Here is an 18,034-nt window from a genome sequence, read left to right as displayed (position 1 = left end):
GACAATCAAGTCGCTGCACCAGTTAACCAATAGAGCTACTAATTCCACCCCGAGTCAGGGAAATGGGGTGCACTGAAGCGTTGAATCTTCGTGTAATGCGTGGACGTCCAGCCGTATACCTTGACGCCGTTCGGCAGTTCCTTTTCCAGGATTCTGTCAGTTTCAGGCCTGCCCGGCACGCGGTACTCCTTAGAACCTGCCCACCACGGGTGTTCACGTCCCCCGTACGTATCGTGCGAAGGAATCCGCCCTGCCCTCACGTCGTCGTAGGCCGAAGCGATCTTATTATTCATCCCCCTGGGCAGGGGATCCGACAACCTCCCAGTGGGACAGCCGTTGCTGTTGTGAACGAGAACCGGCGTATCGCCCGCGAGTACATAGTACGTGTGCAGGCCGCCGACCGTGAGGTTGTATGTACGAGCGTGGCGAATGAACGGGCGGTTGGCTGTAACCGTGACGGTTGTGCCGTCGTCAGTGAGCAGGGTCATGCCGGGTGTGAGGTCTCCGGCTGCGATCCAGGTCCGCTCGGATGGTGACCAGAACGGGTGTTCGTGCGTTGCGGTTAGCTTTTCGGAACCGTCGTTGGTGGTTAGAGAGAGTTCGTTGAAATATTTATCGCCGTCCGTTCTGATGAGAGCGGTGACCTTTTTCGGGGCAGTCTTCCCGGTCTCGGGGTCGGTCGCTAGGACCTTGTCGCCAACCTCAACATCTTCGATATCCTTCGTTGCTCCGTCAGCCATGAGAACATTGGTGCCGGCAAGGAAGCAATTGCAGGACGTGAGCTGCATTACCCCCTTCTCTAGCGCTTGCTCGAAGATTTTCAGTTTGGCGACGAAGATTGCGTTCTTCGAGAGTTCAACGCAAGCCATGGCATCGCCATTCTTGCAGTCCTCAAAGGCGCCGATCCCGATCAGGTCTTTCTCTACTTCCCATGCCTGTTTGGCCACTTCCTCAAAGGTTGGGCCATAAGAAATGATCTTGCAAAATATCGGATTGTGCTGGCAATATCTACCCGGATTTTCGGAGGCCTCGCATCCGATCACGCCACAGCGATACTGTTCCGCAGCTGTGGTCGTGGTGCTCGTGCTACCGCTTGTGGAAGCTGTCCCGCCGCTGCCACCACTGCCGCCGTTGGGTGTACCGCGTACGGTGCCGTCTGCGTTTTTCCCTCCGTTCGTATCGCCCTTCGTGCCACCGTCGGGGCGGGTCCAGCCGGCACCGTCGTTGCAGCTGTCGCACCAGAGTCCGGTCGGATCGCTGCCGGTGACAGGGTTGTTGTTGGCGTAGCTGTAGCCGTTGAGGGACTGTGGCTGGTCGGCGGCCAAGATGGGGTCGACGCTGATGAACTGGCCGATTTCTGTGTCGTATTCGCGGGCGCCTATGTGGGTTAGTCCGGTGCCGGCGTCCCGCGTTTTGCCGAGGAAGCCCTTGTCGTCGGGCCAGGGGCCATAGGTGGGCGTGCCGCGGTCTTTGCCGAAGGGTGTGGTGAAGCGCTTGGTGAAGGTCTGGCCCGTGTCCGGATTGAGCGCCAGGCTGGAGGTGCCGTGGTGGTCACCGGCGAGGTATGTGAGCTTGTTGATGCCGGACTGGTTGGAGCGGAAGGCGGCCGTGATGTCGCCCGCGGTGTAGTAGCGCTGGGCCCAGGTGGTGCCATTGGCGCGCAGGTGGAGTTCCGTGGCGCCGGCGTACAGGATGCGCTCGCCGTTCTCGGTGCTGCGGATCAGTAGTGTGCCGGCCGCGTCGTATGTGTAGTCGGTCGACGTCTCGTTCTCGGTGAGCTTGGACAGCTTGCCGTCGGGTGACCAGTCCAGTTCCTGAGTGGCCGACACCGTTGTGCCGGGGCGGTGCCGCGTGTTGCCGGTGGCGTCGTAGTCGTAGGTGCGCTGCGGGGTGGTGCAGTCGGTACCTGTGGTGGTGCCTGTCAGAGTGTGGGGCTGGCCAGTCTTGGCGTAGCAATAGGTCGTCTTCGTGTCGCTGACGCCCGTGTGGTTGGTCTCGCTGGTCCGCTGGCCTGCTTCGTTGTAGGTGTAGCTCGTCCAGTAGGGGGCTGGGCCCGACAGGGCGGACGCGCTGCGCGTGTCGCTGCAGTTCTGGGATGCGGGGGTCCAGGCCTCGCTCAAGCGCTGGTGGTCGTCATAGGCGAAGCATTGGGTGTCCGTGGAGCTGGAGCCGCCCAAGTTGGTCGGGTCGCTGATAGCGGTGACTTTGCCTGCCTGATCGTAGGTGTAGTTGAGGTCCTGAAGGTTGTATGGGTGGGTCTGGTCAGTGATATTGCTGCGCTTGAGGCGGCCGGTGCCTGGCTCGTAGGTGTTGTTGATGTAGAAGTCCTTGTTGCTGGCCCCGCCCAGGCCCAGGGTCACTTGCTGTGGCTGAGCGAGCGCCGAGTAGGAGATGCCGCGTATGTAGCCCACCCCGGTGCCGCCGTTGAGTCCCGTGGGATTTCCCAGGTCGTCGTAGCTGTACTGCAGGGGTTCGGACGGAAGCCCGCCGAGTGCCGGCTCCGTGGCGGTCTGCAGTGTTCCGTCGATGTTGTAGGACGTCTCGAATGCCAGCTTGGAGGGCTGCCCTGCCGTTACGAAGGCATCAGTCGCAGGCAGTTGCAGCTCGAGGCCGATGGGCCGGCTGAGACTGTCGTACGCAGTGACGGTCTGCGTGTAGGCGTCGCCCGCCTTCCCGCCGACGTACCGGGTGGACGAGGTGGGCTGGCCCTTAAGAAGGGTGTCGTAGGTGTAACCGGTGAGCTGGTTGGCGTCCGTTTCGGAGTTTTTCCACGTGCCGGTTGCACGACTCAGTTCGTCGTACTTGGTCAGGATGGAGATGCCCCGTGCGTCCGTGGTCTTGACGGCCCGGTCGAGGTCGTCGTACGCGGTGGTGGTGGTGCCTCTGTCGGGGTCAGCGGCTTTGGCTTGGCGGCCGAACAGATCGTAGCTGTACGACCAAACGGCTCCGTCTGGGCCAGTGATCGACTTCTGCTGGCCATCCAGTTCGTAGGCGAACTTCGTCGACGTGTACGGGCCTCCCGGACCGGTGCCGAAGGAGGTGTCGGCCGGACTCGTGCCGGTGTACTCGCGGCTCTCTACCGTCCGGCCGCGTACGTCGGTGATTGTGCGCGTGGCCGAAGCGCCTTCAAGCGCAGTCGTCGCGACGGAGTCGCCGGTGTAACTCGTCTCCGTGGACCACTTCTTGACCCCGTAGATGTACAGGGTCTTGGCCGTGGCACGTCCGGTCCCGTCAAACACCGTCTGCGTCTGGGTGGGGGACTCGCCAAATTCGGCACGCGTGTAGGTTCCGTTGGGGGTGCTGGTGTCATCGAAGATGTCCGCGGATGTCTCATGGGCCAGGCCGCGGGTGTCGTAGCGCGTGTCCGTCAGCAGACGGCCACCCTGTGGGGTTGGCGACTGGGTCTGCAGTGGGCGGAGCAGCGAGTCGTAGAGGGCATAGCCGGTGTTGTAGCTCTTGCCGTCGTTCTTCAGCGCAGAGGTCGACACCCACGAGGCCTTGGTGTCGTCCAGGTGGTAGGCGAAGGTCACATTTGCGGCGTCGGCGTTGGCTCGGTTCCGATTGGGTTGCCAGACGGCGGTCAGGCGGCCCAGAGAGTCATAGGTACTTTCGGTCTTTTTCGAATTGACGTCGAAAATCCGTGTCGGCAGACCGCGCCGCGGATCGAAGTACTTGTACGTCTTGTACTGCTTGGGAGCGGGGCCGGTCACAGCGACCCTTGTCAGCGGGCCCGCATCAACGGGGACGTAGGCCGTGGATGAGGTTTCCCCCTTCGAGTTGGTGACGGCGAGGGGGCGGCCTAGCGTGTCGTACGTCATCCTGGACACCATCTGCCAGGCGGCCGGAAGCCGTTCGCCGTTGGGGTCTGCAGTGACGGCGTAGCCGGTGGCGCGGCCGGTCCAGGTCACCTGGCCTTTGGTGGGCGTCTGGGCGGCCGACCATGTCGTGGCGTTAGCGGTGTCGTAGACCCTGGCGTCGTCTGCCAGTATGTCGCCTCGCTGAGGGTTGGCAGGGTCCATGGTCGCGGGCATGGACAGCAAGGTGTCCGCTGTCGCACAGGTGCGGGCGACCGTGCGAGTGCGGGAGACCAGGCTGGTCAGGTTGACATCAGTATTGCGGGCGTACCACGTACGCGTGCACGTCTCGTCGTCCGCTTTGCCGACCTGGCCAGAGTCCTCGACGGTCACTGGCATGCCGTAACTGTCGAAGGTCGTGGCTGTCTGACGCTCACGCCATGCCTGGGACGCCGTCAAGAAGGTGTAGGAATGGGTCTTCGACGTGCGCACATAGCGGGCGACGTGATCACCGGCGCCTGGCACGGTCTGGCGACCGGTCTCCTTGGACCACGGGTCGTTTATCGTGCCCGAGATTGCCGTGGAGCCGTCGTAGGTGACCTGTTCACGCAACTGACCCGCGTACGGGTCACTATCAGTGAGCTGGGCGGCCCCGAGGGCCGGAGATGCCAGAGGGGATATGGAGACGGACTTGGTGGTGCCGTCTTTGTTCTTGTCCCCGTGCATGCCCTGGAAGTACAGGGAGACCGTTCGAGAGCGGGTGGCATCCGTTGCGCCGGCCCACGTCGTGACCTGGCGGTATCCGCGCCAATCGGACCAGGTCCGCTCATCAGCCGGAGTGAACGGCTCGTCGCTGTAGTGCCAGGCCGCACCGCTGTAGGCATACGCATGCTCGACGGTCTCACTGGCCGCGGCCGGGTCGGAGACGGTGACGGCCAGCACCCGGTACTTGTGGAACCAGTCGATCGAGGCGTCCGAGGCCCCGTTGATGTTCCAGAACTGCGGGTGACACGAGCGGGTGTTGCTGTCCGGTGCCGCGCCCAGGACCTCGCTGCGTACACATTCCTCACCCGACAGCGTCACTCTCGTGATCGCGCCCGTCTCCGAGGTGATCGTCGATACGCGAGGGCGGGTGAGGGGCAGGATGTTGTCAGTAGCATCCACCCTGTTAGGGCGCATCTGATAGGTGAACAAGATCGGGTTCACGGCGATGCTCGTGTCGCCTGCCTTGCCGGTCGGCTTCAGCGACTTCAGGGTCAGCACCTGGTCGGAGCTGTCGCCGATGTCTCCGCCGTCCAGGTAGGCCTGCACCAGATCCCAGGAGTCCACCGCGTCATAGGTAGCCGCGGTGGCGTTGTAGGAAAAGGTATCGATCCCGGTCAGGCGCTTGCGGGAGAAGAAGCTGGGGCCGGCTGCGTTGCATTCGTCGTCGCCGCTGGAGCAGATCGCGTCGAATGGTACGTCCGGCCAGTTGTCGGCCGTGTCCTTGGTCAGGCTGGAGCAGTCCGAGGCAGTGCAGCGCTCGGCGTGGGAGAACGTGACCTTCGCGTCCGCCTTGTCGGTGAACAGTGCCCCTGCGCGCAGACCGTACTCGATCTGGGTGAGATAGCCACCGCGCGTGTAGGAGGCGTTCGCGGTCGTCGCCTTGTTCTTCTTGTAGTAGTTCGACTCTTTCGTGTACCAGTAGGTGGTCGCGTTGCCACGGGTGTCCTCGACGTAGTCGAGGTTCCATCGCCACGCCTGGGTCAGCGCCCGGTCACCGAAGGTGTCTCCGGCCGAGTAGCCTGGCTCGCCCGAGTCGTCACCGAAGACCGGTACGGTCCATACCGAGTTGGTGCGTTGCGCGTCCGAGCCCGCAAGTTTGTCCAGGCCGAACACGTACCTGGTGCCGTCGCCCGTTGTGACAGTCCAGTACTCACCGTTGTCGTCCCCGTTGTCCGCGCCCGAGGACCGAGTCACCTTCGAGGCGTCATCGTCCTCCAGTCGCCACTGGCCGCTGCCGTCGTCTTTGACCAGTCGGCTTGCCTTGCCGTTCAGAACAAGGCTCGCATTGTCGTACTTCCAGCAGCGGTCGAACATGTCGGTGTGACCGTCGTCGTCACAGGAGCCGTAGGAGCGCTCAATGTAGGACTCGGTGAGCGTGAAACCCTCACCGACCGCCGAGCCCTGGTTGTTGGTCGTGGCGGTACGGCCATCGACGCTGCCTGAGTCGTACGACAGCGACGGTGCGGGCGCCGGGCCTGCCGCCGCGGGCGGCATCGAGAAGCCGTACGACCAGGTGAAGGACCCCGAACTGCCGCCTGCCTGCCACGACGAGGACTCCGAGAGCGGTGTCGATGAGTAGTCACCGGCGCCGTTGGGCGACTGCCCGGAGCCGGCGCTGGAGGCCGTGACAGCGAGCACTGTGGCGGACGCGGCGCCGTCGGCGGTACGTATCAGTTGAGCAGTCTTGCCAGCCGTAGAGCTGCCCAAACTGACCGTGGCCGATACCGACTCACTGGCGATGTCATTGTCGGAAGAGAGCGGTTCCTGAGTGCGGCACTCGACCTTCTGCGGTGTCGTCAGGGCGCAAGCTGGCAATTTCACCACGTGCAGGCGCTGGGACCATCCTCCGCCGATGGCTGAGGCGAAGCCGCCATAGTCAACGCGCATCTCTACGGCGCTCGCGGAGTCCGCCTCGGCGGTCAGCAGCACACCCGTAACGCCGGCCTTGCGGGTTGCCGTTTGGTCCAGAGTGCTCACCCGGACGGTGCCGCCCGCTGCCGCCTCGACGCCCGGCGCCGGCGATATTGTGACTGCGACGCCACCCGGATCCACGGTCTTCGGCCTGCCCCCAGTGAGGGTCAGTGTCGCCGTGCCGTGTCCAGGCCAGACTGCCTCTCGTTCCGTCTGGGCCCGTGCAGCCTGACCAGCGTTTGCCTTCTTGTCCTGGGCAACCTGCCTGCGAGCCTTCCCCGCACCCGGGCCGCTGAACTCCTCCACCTTGCTCACCCGGGATTCAGGTACACCGGGCCGACCCAGGCCCTTGGCTCCTGCGGCCTCGGCCACTTGGGCCACGCCGACCGGCACAACCAGCGCCAGGGCCAACGACTGCACCAGCAGTCGAGCACGGTGCCGTTCGCCGCCACGACGCCGCTTTGAGGTGCCTATGCCAAAGACCATCGTTTTCGTCCCCACCCAGTCCCGTAAGAAGAGCCCGCCCAACGCCGCAAACCGCCGCTTCCACAGCGGCTGGGGGTGAGGCGGCCGCGCCTGCGGCTGCCCCACCCTCTGCACCCGTCAGTCACCCACGATGTCTCCGACCTGTGCGAAGCCGCCCATCGCACCGGCCCACAAGCGCACTTCCGCGACGTTGCCGGGCAGGTAGTGCTGCCAGGCGCCGCTGGTGAAACCCTTTCCGAGGGCGAAGTCGCCCGAGCCTGCCTTCGCTGTGAACACCTCGGCGTCCCCATTGGGGATGCCTCCCACATAGAGGCTGATCGTGCCACCCCGGTCCTGGGCGTCGAAGACTCCCGTCAGCCGGACCATCCCGTCCGTCAGGGCACTGTCCCGGGAGACGACGGACGAGAAAGTGCCGTCAGCGTTCAAGCGTCCAAAGTGCCACTTGCCGACCGGTAGCGTGTGCTCCATTCCGTCGTCGTCGAGCACGATGTCCTCGCCGGTCAGCTTGTACCAGAGTCCCCAGGCAGACCCGTCTGCCGTCCGCTGACCCACTATCTGGCCGGTGTACCCGACGCTCTTGCCGGCGAGTTTGTCTCCATCGACGGACACCAGCGCCGTCACGGTGAACGACCCGTTGTCGTCGACGATCGGTCCCCCGACGGTGGACGCATCGTCCACGCCGTCCAGCACGATCGATTCCCCGTCCAGCGATGCTCCACCGGTCAGGGCCAGCGACTTCCCGTAGCCCGAGGTGGTGTCCGGGACGCTGGTGCCACTGCCCCGATCCGCCGACCAGTCGGCGACCAGTTCTACATGGTTGTACTTGTCGAACTGCGCCAGTTTTGCCTCGTCTGAGATCTCGATCGCAGAAAGGTCCCGCTGCCACACCGACACTTCGTCGGCCGAGCCCTGCAGGTAGTCGGTATAGGCATCGGCCCAGATACCGCGTCCGATCTGCAGGGGACCGGTCGCTTTCCACGCGGTGCCGGCATCGACGGAGCTCTGCAGTTTCCCGTTGAGATAGAGGCTGATCTTCTTCGTTGCCGCGTCGTGCACCCCAACCACATGGGTCCATACATTGCGCGCTGTGGCCTGTTGAGCGCTCGCCTTGTGGATTGCGCCGTCACTGGCCAACACGCTCATGCTCCACGTGTTGTCACCTCCGCCGGCGTATGACAGCCCGAACGGGATGTACTTCTGGCTGAAGGGGCTCCCGCTCTCAGGCGTCTGAGTGAGCACCGTCATCGTGCGTGTGGCGCCGGCGTCGACCCGCACCCAGGCAGAGACGGTGTAAGACGCTGAGGTGTCCAGCACCGTACCTGCGCTCGCTGCGTACGCGGTGGTGCCGTTGAGACTCAGTCCCTTGTCCGTCACCGGAGTCGCAAGGGCTGTCCCCGAATCGTCGTATGTCACGAGACCGCGACGCCCTCGGTCGTCACGGACCGCGCCGCCGTTCAGCGTCGCATCGTCCGCCCCGTCCCAGGTCCCGGAGTCCACAGCCGAACCATCAGCCTCGTCGAAGTGCCAGCGGCCGACCGGATCCTGGCCTTCGTCGACCATGAACTCGACAGGTGTCTCCTCACCGTAGCGGCCAGTACCGACATTGTCCTTGGCTCGCACGGACAAGGTGTATTTACCTGCTTGCGCAGGTGTGACGGTGAACGTCGGCGACGACGCCGGCCGGTCAGCCGACCATGCGGCGTTGTCAGTCGTGCCCGTAGAGAGCTTGTACTGGTAAGCGACGACATTCGTGTCCACGGCCGCCGGCTTGAACATGAAGGTGCCTGGGACACCCGGCCCACCGTGCGACACACAATCGTTGCTGAGGCATTCTGTGTACGGCGTGCCGAAGGTCACCTGCGGCGCCTTCGGTGCCGTGGGGTCGACCTTGAAGTAGCAGGGGGCTGAGTAGCCAGAGTTCAGCCGGTTGGTGCCGTCCTCGTAGTACGAGAGAGTCAGTGCCTTGAGCCGGTACAAAACTCCTTCCTGGACGGCGGGAAAGCGCTTGGTCTGCCTCACCATGTTGCCGATGTATCCGCTGGTCGGGCTGTCGAGGTCGCTGACGAGGCTCCAGACGGAACCGTCAGACTTCTCCAATCGCCAACGGATCCTCAGGCTGGCACCCACCGACCCTCCGGACGCAGTACGCGGTTTGCCCTGAACGTAAGGCATCGGGTCGGAGACGATGTTTGGCGCAGTGGAGTTGGATGCGCATACGTAAGAATTTCCGGAGATCAATCCCACTTCGATGGGGGTGTCCGGCAGGCCCACGTACTTCACGGCGAGCGTGGCATCGTTCCTGAACCGCTTCCATGCGGCGGTGTCGCCCTCGTCGTGCGCCTTGACCTCGAGGGTCAGCCTCGAGAACTTGCCTGCCGCGAAGTTACGCACCGTCGGCGTCAGGTTTTCGTTCGTCTCCGTGGCGCTGTCGTTGAACTCAATTGGTGCGTTCGGTGAATCGGGGTCACACAGCGACCCTCGCCCAGCCGAAACATTGACGTCCACCATCAGGTCCAGCTCCGTCGGCCGGGACGACCAGGTGGTGGCAGAGGAGATGTTGTTCGTGCGGACGAGGTCCACCCAGCGCGGATCACACTGGAACGCCCACGGCTCGGTCACCCGGAACGTGGCGTCCAGGATGTTCTTGCCTTTCAGGCTCGCCGGGGAGAACTCGAAGTACAACTTCTGTACATAGCCCGGGCCGCAGTAGTAGCCGTTCCAGGTACCGCATTTGCCGGCGCCCTTGCCTTGGTCGTCATCACCGTTGGACCAGCCGTAGGACTCATAGCCGTCGCTGCGCAGGAGCGTGCGCTCCGACTCACCCCACGACACGGTCGGGTCGATGAAGAGCGGAAACGCCGACTCCTCGGTCGAGGAAAGCATCTTCGCGTCCGGCACCACCGACAGCGAGTCCTTGCTGACAGTCACATTCATGCGAGCCACGGTGTCCCCCTGCCCGGGCTCCAGCCCCGACCCCGACGGCGCACTCTCCGACGGATCGGAAGGCTCGGCAGCGGCGGCGCCTGGCGTATCCGCCGTCACCAGCTGTGTCTGGGCCGCGGAGCCTTCGCCGGCGGAGTCCCACATCCGCGCGGGTGGCGATCTGAACACGGTCTGGCCGCTGTCGTCGACAGCCGCAAGGTTGCCGGACGACCCCTCACGCACGTTCAGGCCGTGGGCCTTGAGTCCGAAGGTGAGCTTTTGCAGCTTGTCGTTCGCCGCGGCCTCAGGCGTTTTGACCACGAATACGGGCTGGAAGCTCTCCGGTGTCGCCGTCACCTTCAGATCGACACCCGGCAGCACGTCGCCGTACACGGCGCTGGAGCCGTTCAGCTGCGGGGCTGGCAACATCCCCGGCCAGTCAAGCTCCAGTGATCTGCCGCGATGAGCGATCCGTGCAAGCGGCGCCTTGTCACCCCCTGCAGTGAATTCCACCTCCACGGCAGCGGCCTTCGGACCCACAGACCCGTCCGAACGTTTCACCAAAGTTGCATCCGGCGTCTGCCAGCCGCCGTCTGCAGTGGCCACACGTACGGGGACAGCCGACTCCTCCAAGGTGAACGTGAAACCGTCAGGATTGGCGTAAACGGTCGTCCGTTCCGACCGCTCCCCAGTGACTTCCACTCGTTGACCGGACTCCTGGGCTTGCACCAAGGCCTGTTGGGCCTGGGTCAAGGACGCGGGCTCCGGTTCTGCTGCAGAGGCAACCCCATGCTGGGTCGGCAGCACCATCATTCCCAACAGCACGCCAAGCGCAGCCGTCGTTGCACCAGCCGTCCTGCCCCCGCCGCGTCGGCGATGCCCCGCCATATCTCTGCCACGCCGACCTATCGGCACAGAACCCCGCCCCCAGAGTCACATGATCTTCAAAATGAGACCACATTCAAACCTCATGGCTACCTTCCGTCAAGGGGGAATCACGGTGCGCATAAGCCCGCAGGTGCAGCAAAAGGAATGCAACCACCACCCAACTCGGAGGCACCCGGAAATATGCAGCTATGCACACTCAATACACGCTGCCCGACGGGCAGGTACCGACAGCCTCGCCCTCCTGCGTCAACCCGAGAAGGTGCAAGGTCGAGCGCGTGACGTCACGTTGGCCTGGCGCTCTTTCGCGGATCGCCACCACCTCGTCAGGGCTGCGTTGAGTCGGAAGGGCTCCGGAATGTCGTTCATGCTGACAACGGGCACATTCGGGGCGCCTGGTGCTCATGTCGCCGACGCCCGCTACCCTCGGCAGCCAACACCGCAGCGGCGACGCCATCGAGGGCGCGTCGCGGGCAAGGCCGTAGCCCGAGCAGTCCCTGCGGCGTCTGCCGCATACACGGTGACCGAGGCCTTGACCTACCGGGCGCTCGTCGAATGCGCCGGCTGCGGCGCTCCTGCAACCGCTCCCTGCGAAGGTTCCTGCCCGGCCTGCCTGGCTGGCCGCCGTGCCGAACCTGCCCCGGGACGACGCCTCGGCGAGCCCACCCGGAGGGCGATGGCCGCTGCCCCACCTGCGCCACTGCATCGAGCCACTTGCTGGAAGGACGCACGCCATGACCACCTGCCCGCTGACGACCGAATTCCGAAAGGGGCACGAGAGCGCGTCGCCGTCCCGTCGATGTCGGCGAAGCTGTCGAGGGCGAGGGTGCAGGAGGTTACCGGCGCAGAACGCTGGCTAAGCTTGGCGTCTATGCAGCTCCAGTGACTGTGGTGGCTGCCATGAGGTTTGGTTTGTCCTGTTTCCCGACGGGGTGCTCACATGCACGGTGCTTGTTCTTCATGCCGGTTGGCCGGCCGGGGCCAGCGGTGCTGAGTTTCGGTGCGCTGGCCGGCTGAGGGGTTTTCCCGTGGAGGCGGCGAAATCCTCGGCGGACACGTGCGGGTGTGAGGCGCCCCTGGCGTGCGGGACGCTCCCAGGGCTTGCGGAGGTCTTCTGCGAGGGGCCGTGCAAGGCGGAGTTGTGTGTGGGCTGCGATGACGAGCCAGGTCCAGCGATCAGCGGCGGCTGGCTCCCGGAGCCTGGGAGTGGTCCACCCGAGTGTTTGCTTGAACATCCTGAAGGTGTGCTCCAGATCGAATCTTCGCAGGAATGCCTGCCAGAGCCGGTCCACATCCCCAGCAGTGGCGGCGGTGGACGACCACCACAGCCAGACAGGCTTGGGGTTCCGGTCCCCTCGAAGGTGGTCGACCTGCAGACGGATGACGGTGCCTTCGATGACCGGCAGCTCTCCTTCGGGGTGGTCGGCGAGCGCCGCACCAGCAGCGGGTGCAGGCGGTCCCAGGCAGTGGCGACGGCCTTCCCGTAGTGGGTGGTGTCAGTCACCGTGGTGACGGAAGGGGCGGGCTGAGTTGCCGCAGCCTCGAACGCGAACTGCGCACCGCGCTTGGGCTTACGCCCCCGTTTCCCCGACGGCTGCGGTGGGGGCGGGAAGTACAGGACTCGGTCCGAACGCATCCGGCCCAGCAGCTCAAGGGGCAGGTCCGCGAGCAAAAAGGCCAGGCGAGTCACGTCATAGCCGGCATCGACGACGACCAGAACAGACGGATCGCCGATCTGCCACTGACCTGCCACATATAGCCGCTGGAACACCTCCCGGAGCTGGGTTGCGGTGACCGCGACCGCGTCGTCCCACGGACACAGCCGGACCACGTCCAGCATGGCAGTCCACGACGTCCGCCCCGGCTCCAGAGCGGCGACGAAGGAATAGGGCCACCCAGGGATCATCTGTGCCGAGCCCCTGCCCCGGCCATACGTGTGGCAGAACAGCCGGTACGGGCTGGTATTCGCATCCGGCGGCAGCCAGTTGCTCACATCGACCGCCAGCACCAGCCGCCCTTCCGCCGTCCGGGGAAGCGGCAGCTCGGCCAGCGCCATGCGCAGCCGAGACACGTCCAGATGCCCACAGTTCAACCCGCCATACAGTGCACCATGCCCACGCTGATGCTCAGGTGCGAGGGACAACTCGACCAACGTCCTCACCGGGCCGTCCGCACACAGCAGGGCGTCGCTCAGCTCGAACAATGCGTCGGGTCTGCGGGTCAGGCAGGCATATAACTCCGTCCGAAAGCATGACAGTTCGGCAAACGCATCCCGCGGGACATCCCGCTGCAGCAGACTCATTGCTACGGCCTTCGTGCTGGTCAAGTGCCTCTGTGACGGAGCACAGGATCAGACGAAGGCCGCTCTCACGTCAGGCGCTCGGTCAAAAGCGTCAGCAAGTTCGAGGCCATGTTCGACCACGGACGTTAAACGCCAAGCTTAGAGACAAGTAATTTGGTCGCTGGGCGGGCGTGCGTTTCTTGGGGGCGCACTGTTCGGCGGCCAGGAGGGTGCGGACACAGTCGGTGCGGCGGCCAAGACGGTCGTAGGTGACGGCGATGTCGCTCAGGGCACGGGAGCGGCGCTCGATGCTGGGGAGGGCCTTGAGGGAGATTGAGTGGGCTGCGGCGAGCGCGGCCAGGGGGTCCCCGGCGTGGTTCTCGGCGCTGATTTTGTGAAGTGTCACGGTGAGGGAGCTGAAGCCGCCGCCGTGGTCGCGCAGGAGGGTGACGCCGCCGAGTTCCCTGGCGATGGCTGCGGCTTCGTCGGTCAGCTCCCGCATCCCGTCCCGGGCGCCCCTGCGTGCGAGGGTGTAGCTGGCGCTCTGCACGAGAAGGCCGCGTACTGCGGCGCCGGGCCGTCCGGCGCGGCGCAGATCTGGGTGGTCGGCGGCGGACAGTGCGATCGACAGTGCCTCGGAGTGCCACCCTGCTTTCCTGGCCAAAACGGCCAGCTGGCGGGCGGATTCGGCGATGGCGAGGACGTCTTGTGCGGCCTCGCCGAGCTGCCGTGCGCGGTCGGCCGCCATCCAGCCGAGCTGCTGCTCGTCCATCTTCACGAGCATGCGGGTGGCCAGCAGGTAGCTCTTGGCGAGAAGGGCGTACTGGGCGGTGCCGTCGCCGTTGGCGGTCAGTGCGTGGCCGGCGCGGATCAGGCGCGGCAGGCGAACGGCGAGAGAGGCGTACCGGCAGGCGTCGAAGTCGGCGAGAGCGCCGGTGAAGTCGGCGGAGAGCTTCTCTGTCGGAGGGTTCGCGGGGTCCGGGCCCAGGCCGAGCATCGCGTCCCTCAGGCGGGCTACCAGCAGCTCACCGGGCGGGGCCTCATCGGCCTGTGCGGTTTTGCTCCCGAGGAGCGGGGTGCCGGCCGCTGAGGCGGCCGTGGCTGCCAGGACCGTAAGCAACTTCCTTCGTCGCACCTGCTCTTCACCGTCCTCCCTGCCGGATCTGCCCACCCTAGAGGTGGGCAGGCGGGGGAAGGCGCTGGTTGCGCCGATCGGCTGACCGTGTCGAACTTCCGGCCGGGGCGCGGGCGGCGCCAGACCGAATGCCTGGTGCGGCAGCTCCAGCGCGTCGGCGAAGCAGCGCAGTACGTCGACGTCCGTCATCGGCGAGATGCCCCGCTCATACCGGGAGACCTGGGCCGCGGAGTAGCCGGTCTGCTTGCCGAGTCCGGCGAGCGTTTGGCCCTTGGCCTGCCGGGTCTGCCGTATCAGCTCCCCGGGTTTCACGTCGGCCCCGAGAGTCGTCGCTTGTGCCGTGTTGACCGCATCCGTACCTCGTTCCCGCCGGTAGCCGAGGTTGCGCCGCATCAACCGTAGTCCTGGGACTGCACGGCCAACAGACGGTTTGCATGAGATGCAAACGGCTTTGCGGGCCAGGACAGCGCCCCTCCCGCCGAAGGGCTGGCAGCGGCGACCTTCGGGGGCAGGCGGCCCGCAGCCACGGGCAGCCCCAACTCCGGGAGGCTCCGATGCACTCCGCGAACGCTGCCCCGTCCACGATGCCAGCCGTAGACACCCGTCTGATGTCCGCCTACTACTTCGGGACCGAGGGTCTCGGCTCGTACGTCACCGCCCTGCTGGAGCGGTGCCCCAGCGTGTTCGACCTCAAGGAGGCGATGACTGCCGACCTCGACCGCGAGATCACGCGCCTGCGCTCCGGGCACGGCGTCATTGAGGACGGCGCCAAGCTCAAGGGCGAGGTCATCGTCCAGGCCGGGGCCCGGATCGAGGCCGGCGCCCAGATCATCGGGCCGGTCCTGGTCTGCACTGGCTCCGTCATTTCGGCCGGAGCACTCGTACGCGACCACAGCGTGATCGGGCCCGGCTGCCGGATCGGATTCGGTGCCGAGATCACCCGCAGCCTGCTGGCCGCGCACGTCTTCATGAAGCACCCCGGCTTCATCGGCGACTCGGTGATCGGACGAGGTGTCAACATCGGCTCCTTCTGCTCCACCACCGGACTGCGTTGCGACCGGGGCCCCGTCGCCGAACCGGCCATCGAGGAAATCACCGTCAACCTCGACGGGCAGCGGATCACCACAGGGCAGACCAAGTTCGGCGCCGTCATCGGCGACGAGGTCGCTTTGCCAGCGGGCACCGTGCTCTCCCCGGGAACTCTGATCGGCCCCCGCACCGTCATCTACCCTCGCGACCACATCGGCGGCTTCCTGCCCTCCGGCTCCCGGATCCGGTGACGGCCATGACCACCACCCCCACCGTCGTCCACGTCACCGGCGGACGTCCGCTGTCCGGCCGGATCCCCGTGCAGGGCAGCAAGAACATCGCTCTGCACCTGTACGCGGCCACGCTCCTGGCCGACGCCCCCGTCGTCCTCACCGCGGCCCCGGAGATCACCGACACCGGGGTCTGCGCGCGAATCCTGCGGCACACCGGAGCCCACGCCGACGTGATCGACACCCGGTTCACGAGCTCCCCGGCCCAGACGGTGCGCCCGGTCATCCATCCCGAACTCGGGCGCCAGGTGAGGACGACAGTGGTGCTGGCCGCCGCCGTGCTCGCCCGCACCGGCCAGGTCGCCTTCCCCTATCCCGGAGGCGACGCCTTCTGCCCTCGCCTCATCGACCGGCACCTTGCCGCCATGCACGCGGCGGGCGCCGAAGTCATCGCGAGCGGCACCGGCCTGCGCGCGGTGTGCGGGCCGCGAGGGGTGAAGGCTTTCACCGTCGACGTGGACACACCCTACGGGCCGAGCCTGGGCGCTACCGTCACAGCGATGCTGCTGGCCGCCCGGGCCACCGGCACGAGCCTGATCACCCACCCTTCCATCGAGCCGGAAGTCACCGAGACTGCGCGCTTCCTCGCCGAGCGCGGCGTCCTCATCCACTTCGACGACCAGGGCCTGCACGTGGTCGGCAGCGACTGGATCGCTGGGGGCGAGTTCGCGGTGGCCGGGGACCGGATCGAGGCGGCCACCATGGTCATGACCATCGCTGCGGCTGGCGGTAGCACCTCGACAACATCACCGCCGCCGGCTTCCGCAGCGACCTCGTCCATGTCCTCACCGCGGCCGGGATCTGTCTGAGCGACGCGACGGACGGCGGCGTGCACAGCCAACTGAAGGGACCGTTGAGGGCCGTCAGAGCCGAGACAGGCCCCCACCCAGGCCATCCCACCGATACCGCACCACAGCTCGCCGCCATGCTCACCCAGGCAGACGGCACCTCGCTGGTTGGCGAGCGCGTTTACCCCCGCCGCGACACCCACGTTGAGGGCTTGCGCGCCTTCGGCGCCGACATCACCACCACCGGCTCGGTGAACCGCATCCGCGGGCCCCTCCGACTAAGTGGCGCAGAAGTGGAAGCGTCAGACATCCGTGCGGTCACCGCCCTGTTGATCGCCGCCCTCGCTGCCGAGGGCCCCTCTACGACCCGGGGCATGTACCACCTCCGGCGCGACTACGGACACCTGCTGTCCAACCTCGCCACGCTGGGAGCCGACACCACCATCATCCCCGGAGGCCCCTGATGCCCGTCCCGTTCACCGCCGCTGACGCCGCCCGCCTCAAGGAGACCCTCGAGTCCGTCGTCGCCGACGGCGCCACCCCCGGCGGCGTGATCGTCTACGGCACCGCGGACGGCACCCCGGAATTTCTCAGCGCCGGTGTCGTCGCCCCGGAGTGCGGCGACGAGGCACCCACCCGGCACACGGCGTACGACATCGCCTCGCTGACCAAGGTCGTCGCGACCTGGCCCCTGGTCGGCCGCGCCCATCATGACGGCCTGCTCGACCTGGACGAGCCCGTCCGCGACTTCCTGCCCGCGATGAACGGCGAGACGCCCACCGCCGAGGCGACCGTGCGCCAGCTCCTGGCGCACACCTCGGGACTTCGCGCCTCCACCCGCCTGGACCACTACCGCGGCGCCGAGTTGCCCCTGCACGAACTGATGTGTCGCGAACCGCTGGACGACGCCCCCGGCACCCACCTACATCAACTGCGGGTACATCCTGCTGGGCTTGGCGCTCGCGCACATCAACGACCAGCCCCTCGACCAGCTGGCCGCAGCCATGTGGAAGAGCCTCGGCATGCCCGAAGTGATGTACGGGCCCCTGAATCGCTCCAGCCGGGTCGCCCCGACCGAGCGGCGCATCCCCGGCGCCCCGCGCATCAGGGGCGCCGCGCACGACGACAACGCCGCCCTGCTCGGCGGCGTCGCCGGCCATGCCGGCGTCTTCGCCACCCCGCACAGCCTCGCCCAGTACGCCCAGCGGCTGCTGACCGCGTGTGCAGACGAGACCGACGCCGACCTGGGCGAGTGGATGCGAGCCAGTCTCGTTCCCCAGATCGCCATCGAACCCGGCCTGGACCGCGGCCTGTCCTGGATCCTCGCCGCCGGTGGACGCGTCGCCTACCACCACGGGTTCACCGGGACCAGCCTCTACCTCGCCCCCACACCGGCCGCTACCTGGCGATCTGCACGAACGCCGTGTACCACGGCAACGCCCGCACCCGGATCGCTCCACTGCGCGCCCTCGCACTCAAGACGACCTCCGCCACCTGACCAAGGAAGCGAAGCAGGCCGCCGACAGGTCCGCACGGTGCGTAAGCCCGGCAGTGCAGCGCCGCTGCCGTAGATCGATTGCTCGGCCACCGAGCCGGCGAGGTCCCCCCAGGCCTGAGCGTGGGACCCCAGAGGTGTTCTGTAATGCCGGCTACGACTCCCAGAGGGGCCCGGACTGGGCAGGTTTCGGGCCCCTCGTCTGCCGCACGCGTCCAGGGGGAGAGGTACGCGCCCACGTACGCAACGACGC

Annotated in this window: 6 protein-coding genes and 2 pseudogenes; 4 read left to right on the top strand and 4 right to left on the bottom strand. The window is 66.1% G+C overall.

Annotation, left to right across the window (positions count from 1 at the left end; genetic code table 11):
• Positions 1 to 38 precede the first annotated feature (38 nt).
• The 4 genes and pseudogenes from OHU34_RS44100 to OHU34_RS44085 form a co-directional block, all read right to left on the bottom strand.
• Complete coding sequence (locus tag OHU34_RS44100; RefSeq protein WP_331733306.1) at positions 39 to 6,956, bottom strand: polymorphic toxin-type HINT domain-containing protein; 6,918 nt, start codon at positions 6,954 to 6,956, stop codon at positions 39 to 41.
• A gap of 117 nt (positions 6,957 to 7,073) precedes the next feature.
• Positions 7,074 to 10,691: a LamG domain-containing protein gene (locus tag OHU34_RS44095; RefSeq protein ID WP_405772646.1), complete on the bottom strand. Its 3,618-nt coding sequence runs from the start codon at positions 10,689 to 10,691 to the stop codon at positions 7,074 to 7,076.
• Positions 10,692 to 11,632: 941 nt separating this feature from the next.
• Positions 11,633 to 13,065 (bottom strand): annotated as a pseudogene (locus tag OHU34_RS44090) (NF041680 family putative transposase).
• Between the two features lie 91 nt (positions 13,066 to 13,156).
• A complete protein-coding gene (locus OHU34_RS44085; RefSeq protein WP_331733300.1) occupies positions 13,157 to 14,572 on the bottom strand; it encodes a helix-turn-helix transcriptional regulator in 1,416 nt (471 codons plus the stop codon).
• Between the two features lie 191 nt (positions 14,573 to 14,763).
• Here OHU34_RS44085 and OHU34_RS44080 point away from each other — a divergent pair, with 191 nt between their 5' ends.
• The 4 genes and pseudogenes from OHU34_RS44080 (at position 14,764) to OHU34_RS44065 (ending at position 17,857) form a co-directional block, all read left to right on the top strand.
• A complete protein-coding gene (locus OHU34_RS44080; RefSeq protein ID WP_405772644.1) occupies positions 14,764 to 15,459 on the top strand; it encodes a hypothetical protein in 696 nt (231 codons plus the stop codon).
• A gap of 5 nt (positions 15,460 to 15,464) precedes the next feature.
• A complete protein-coding gene (locus OHU34_RS44075) occupies positions 15,465 to 16,307 on the top strand; it encodes a hypothetical protein (RefSeq protein ID WP_331733295.1) in 843 nt (280 codons plus the stop codon).
• Positions 16,244 to 16,750: a hypothetical protein gene (locus OHU34_RS44070; RefSeq protein ID WP_331733983.1), complete on the top strand. Its 507-nt coding sequence runs from the start codon at positions 16,244 to 16,246 to the stop codon at positions 16,748 to 16,750. The genes OHU34_RS44075 and OHU34_RS44070 overlap by 64 nt, the downstream gene beginning before the upstream one ends.
• Positions 16,750 to 17,857 (top strand): annotated as a pseudogene (locus OHU34_RS44065) (serine hydrolase domain-containing protein). Before OHU34_RS44070 ends, OHU34_RS44065 begins: the two are co-directional and overlap by 1 nt.
• Positions 17,858 to 18,034: the final 177 nt, after the last annotated feature.

This window comes from Streptomyces sp. NBC_00080 (assembly GCF_045041255.1).
GTDB classification, from domain to species: domain Bacteria; phylum Actinomycetota; class Actinomycetes; order Streptomycetales; family Streptomycetaceae; genus Streptomyces; species Streptomyces coriariae.
This window is presented reverse-complemented; position numbering and strand designations above follow the sequence as displayed.

Bases quoted from the DNA above. Each gene is read 5' to 3' on its own strand.
- OHU34_RS44095 (WP_405772646.1), bottom strand. From the start codon at position 10,691: ATGATGGTGCTGCCGACCCAGCATGGGGTTGCCTCTGCAGCAGAACCG.
- OHU34_RS44100 (WP_331733306.1), bottom strand. From the start codon at position 6,956: ATGGTCTTTGGCATAGGCACCTCAAAGCGGCGTCGTGGCGGCGAACGG.
- OHU34_RS44085 (WP_331733300.1), bottom strand. From the start codon at position 14,572: ATGCGGCGCAACCTCGGCTACCGGCGGGAACGAGGTACGGATGCGGTC.
- OHU34_RS44075 (WP_331733295.1), top strand. From the start codon at position 15,465: ATGACCACCACCCCCACCGTCGTCCACGTCACCGGCGGACGTCCGCTG.
- OHU34_RS44080 (WP_405772644.1), top strand. From the start codon at position 14,764: ATGCCAGCCGTAGACACCCGTCTGATGTCCGCCTACTACTTCGGGACC.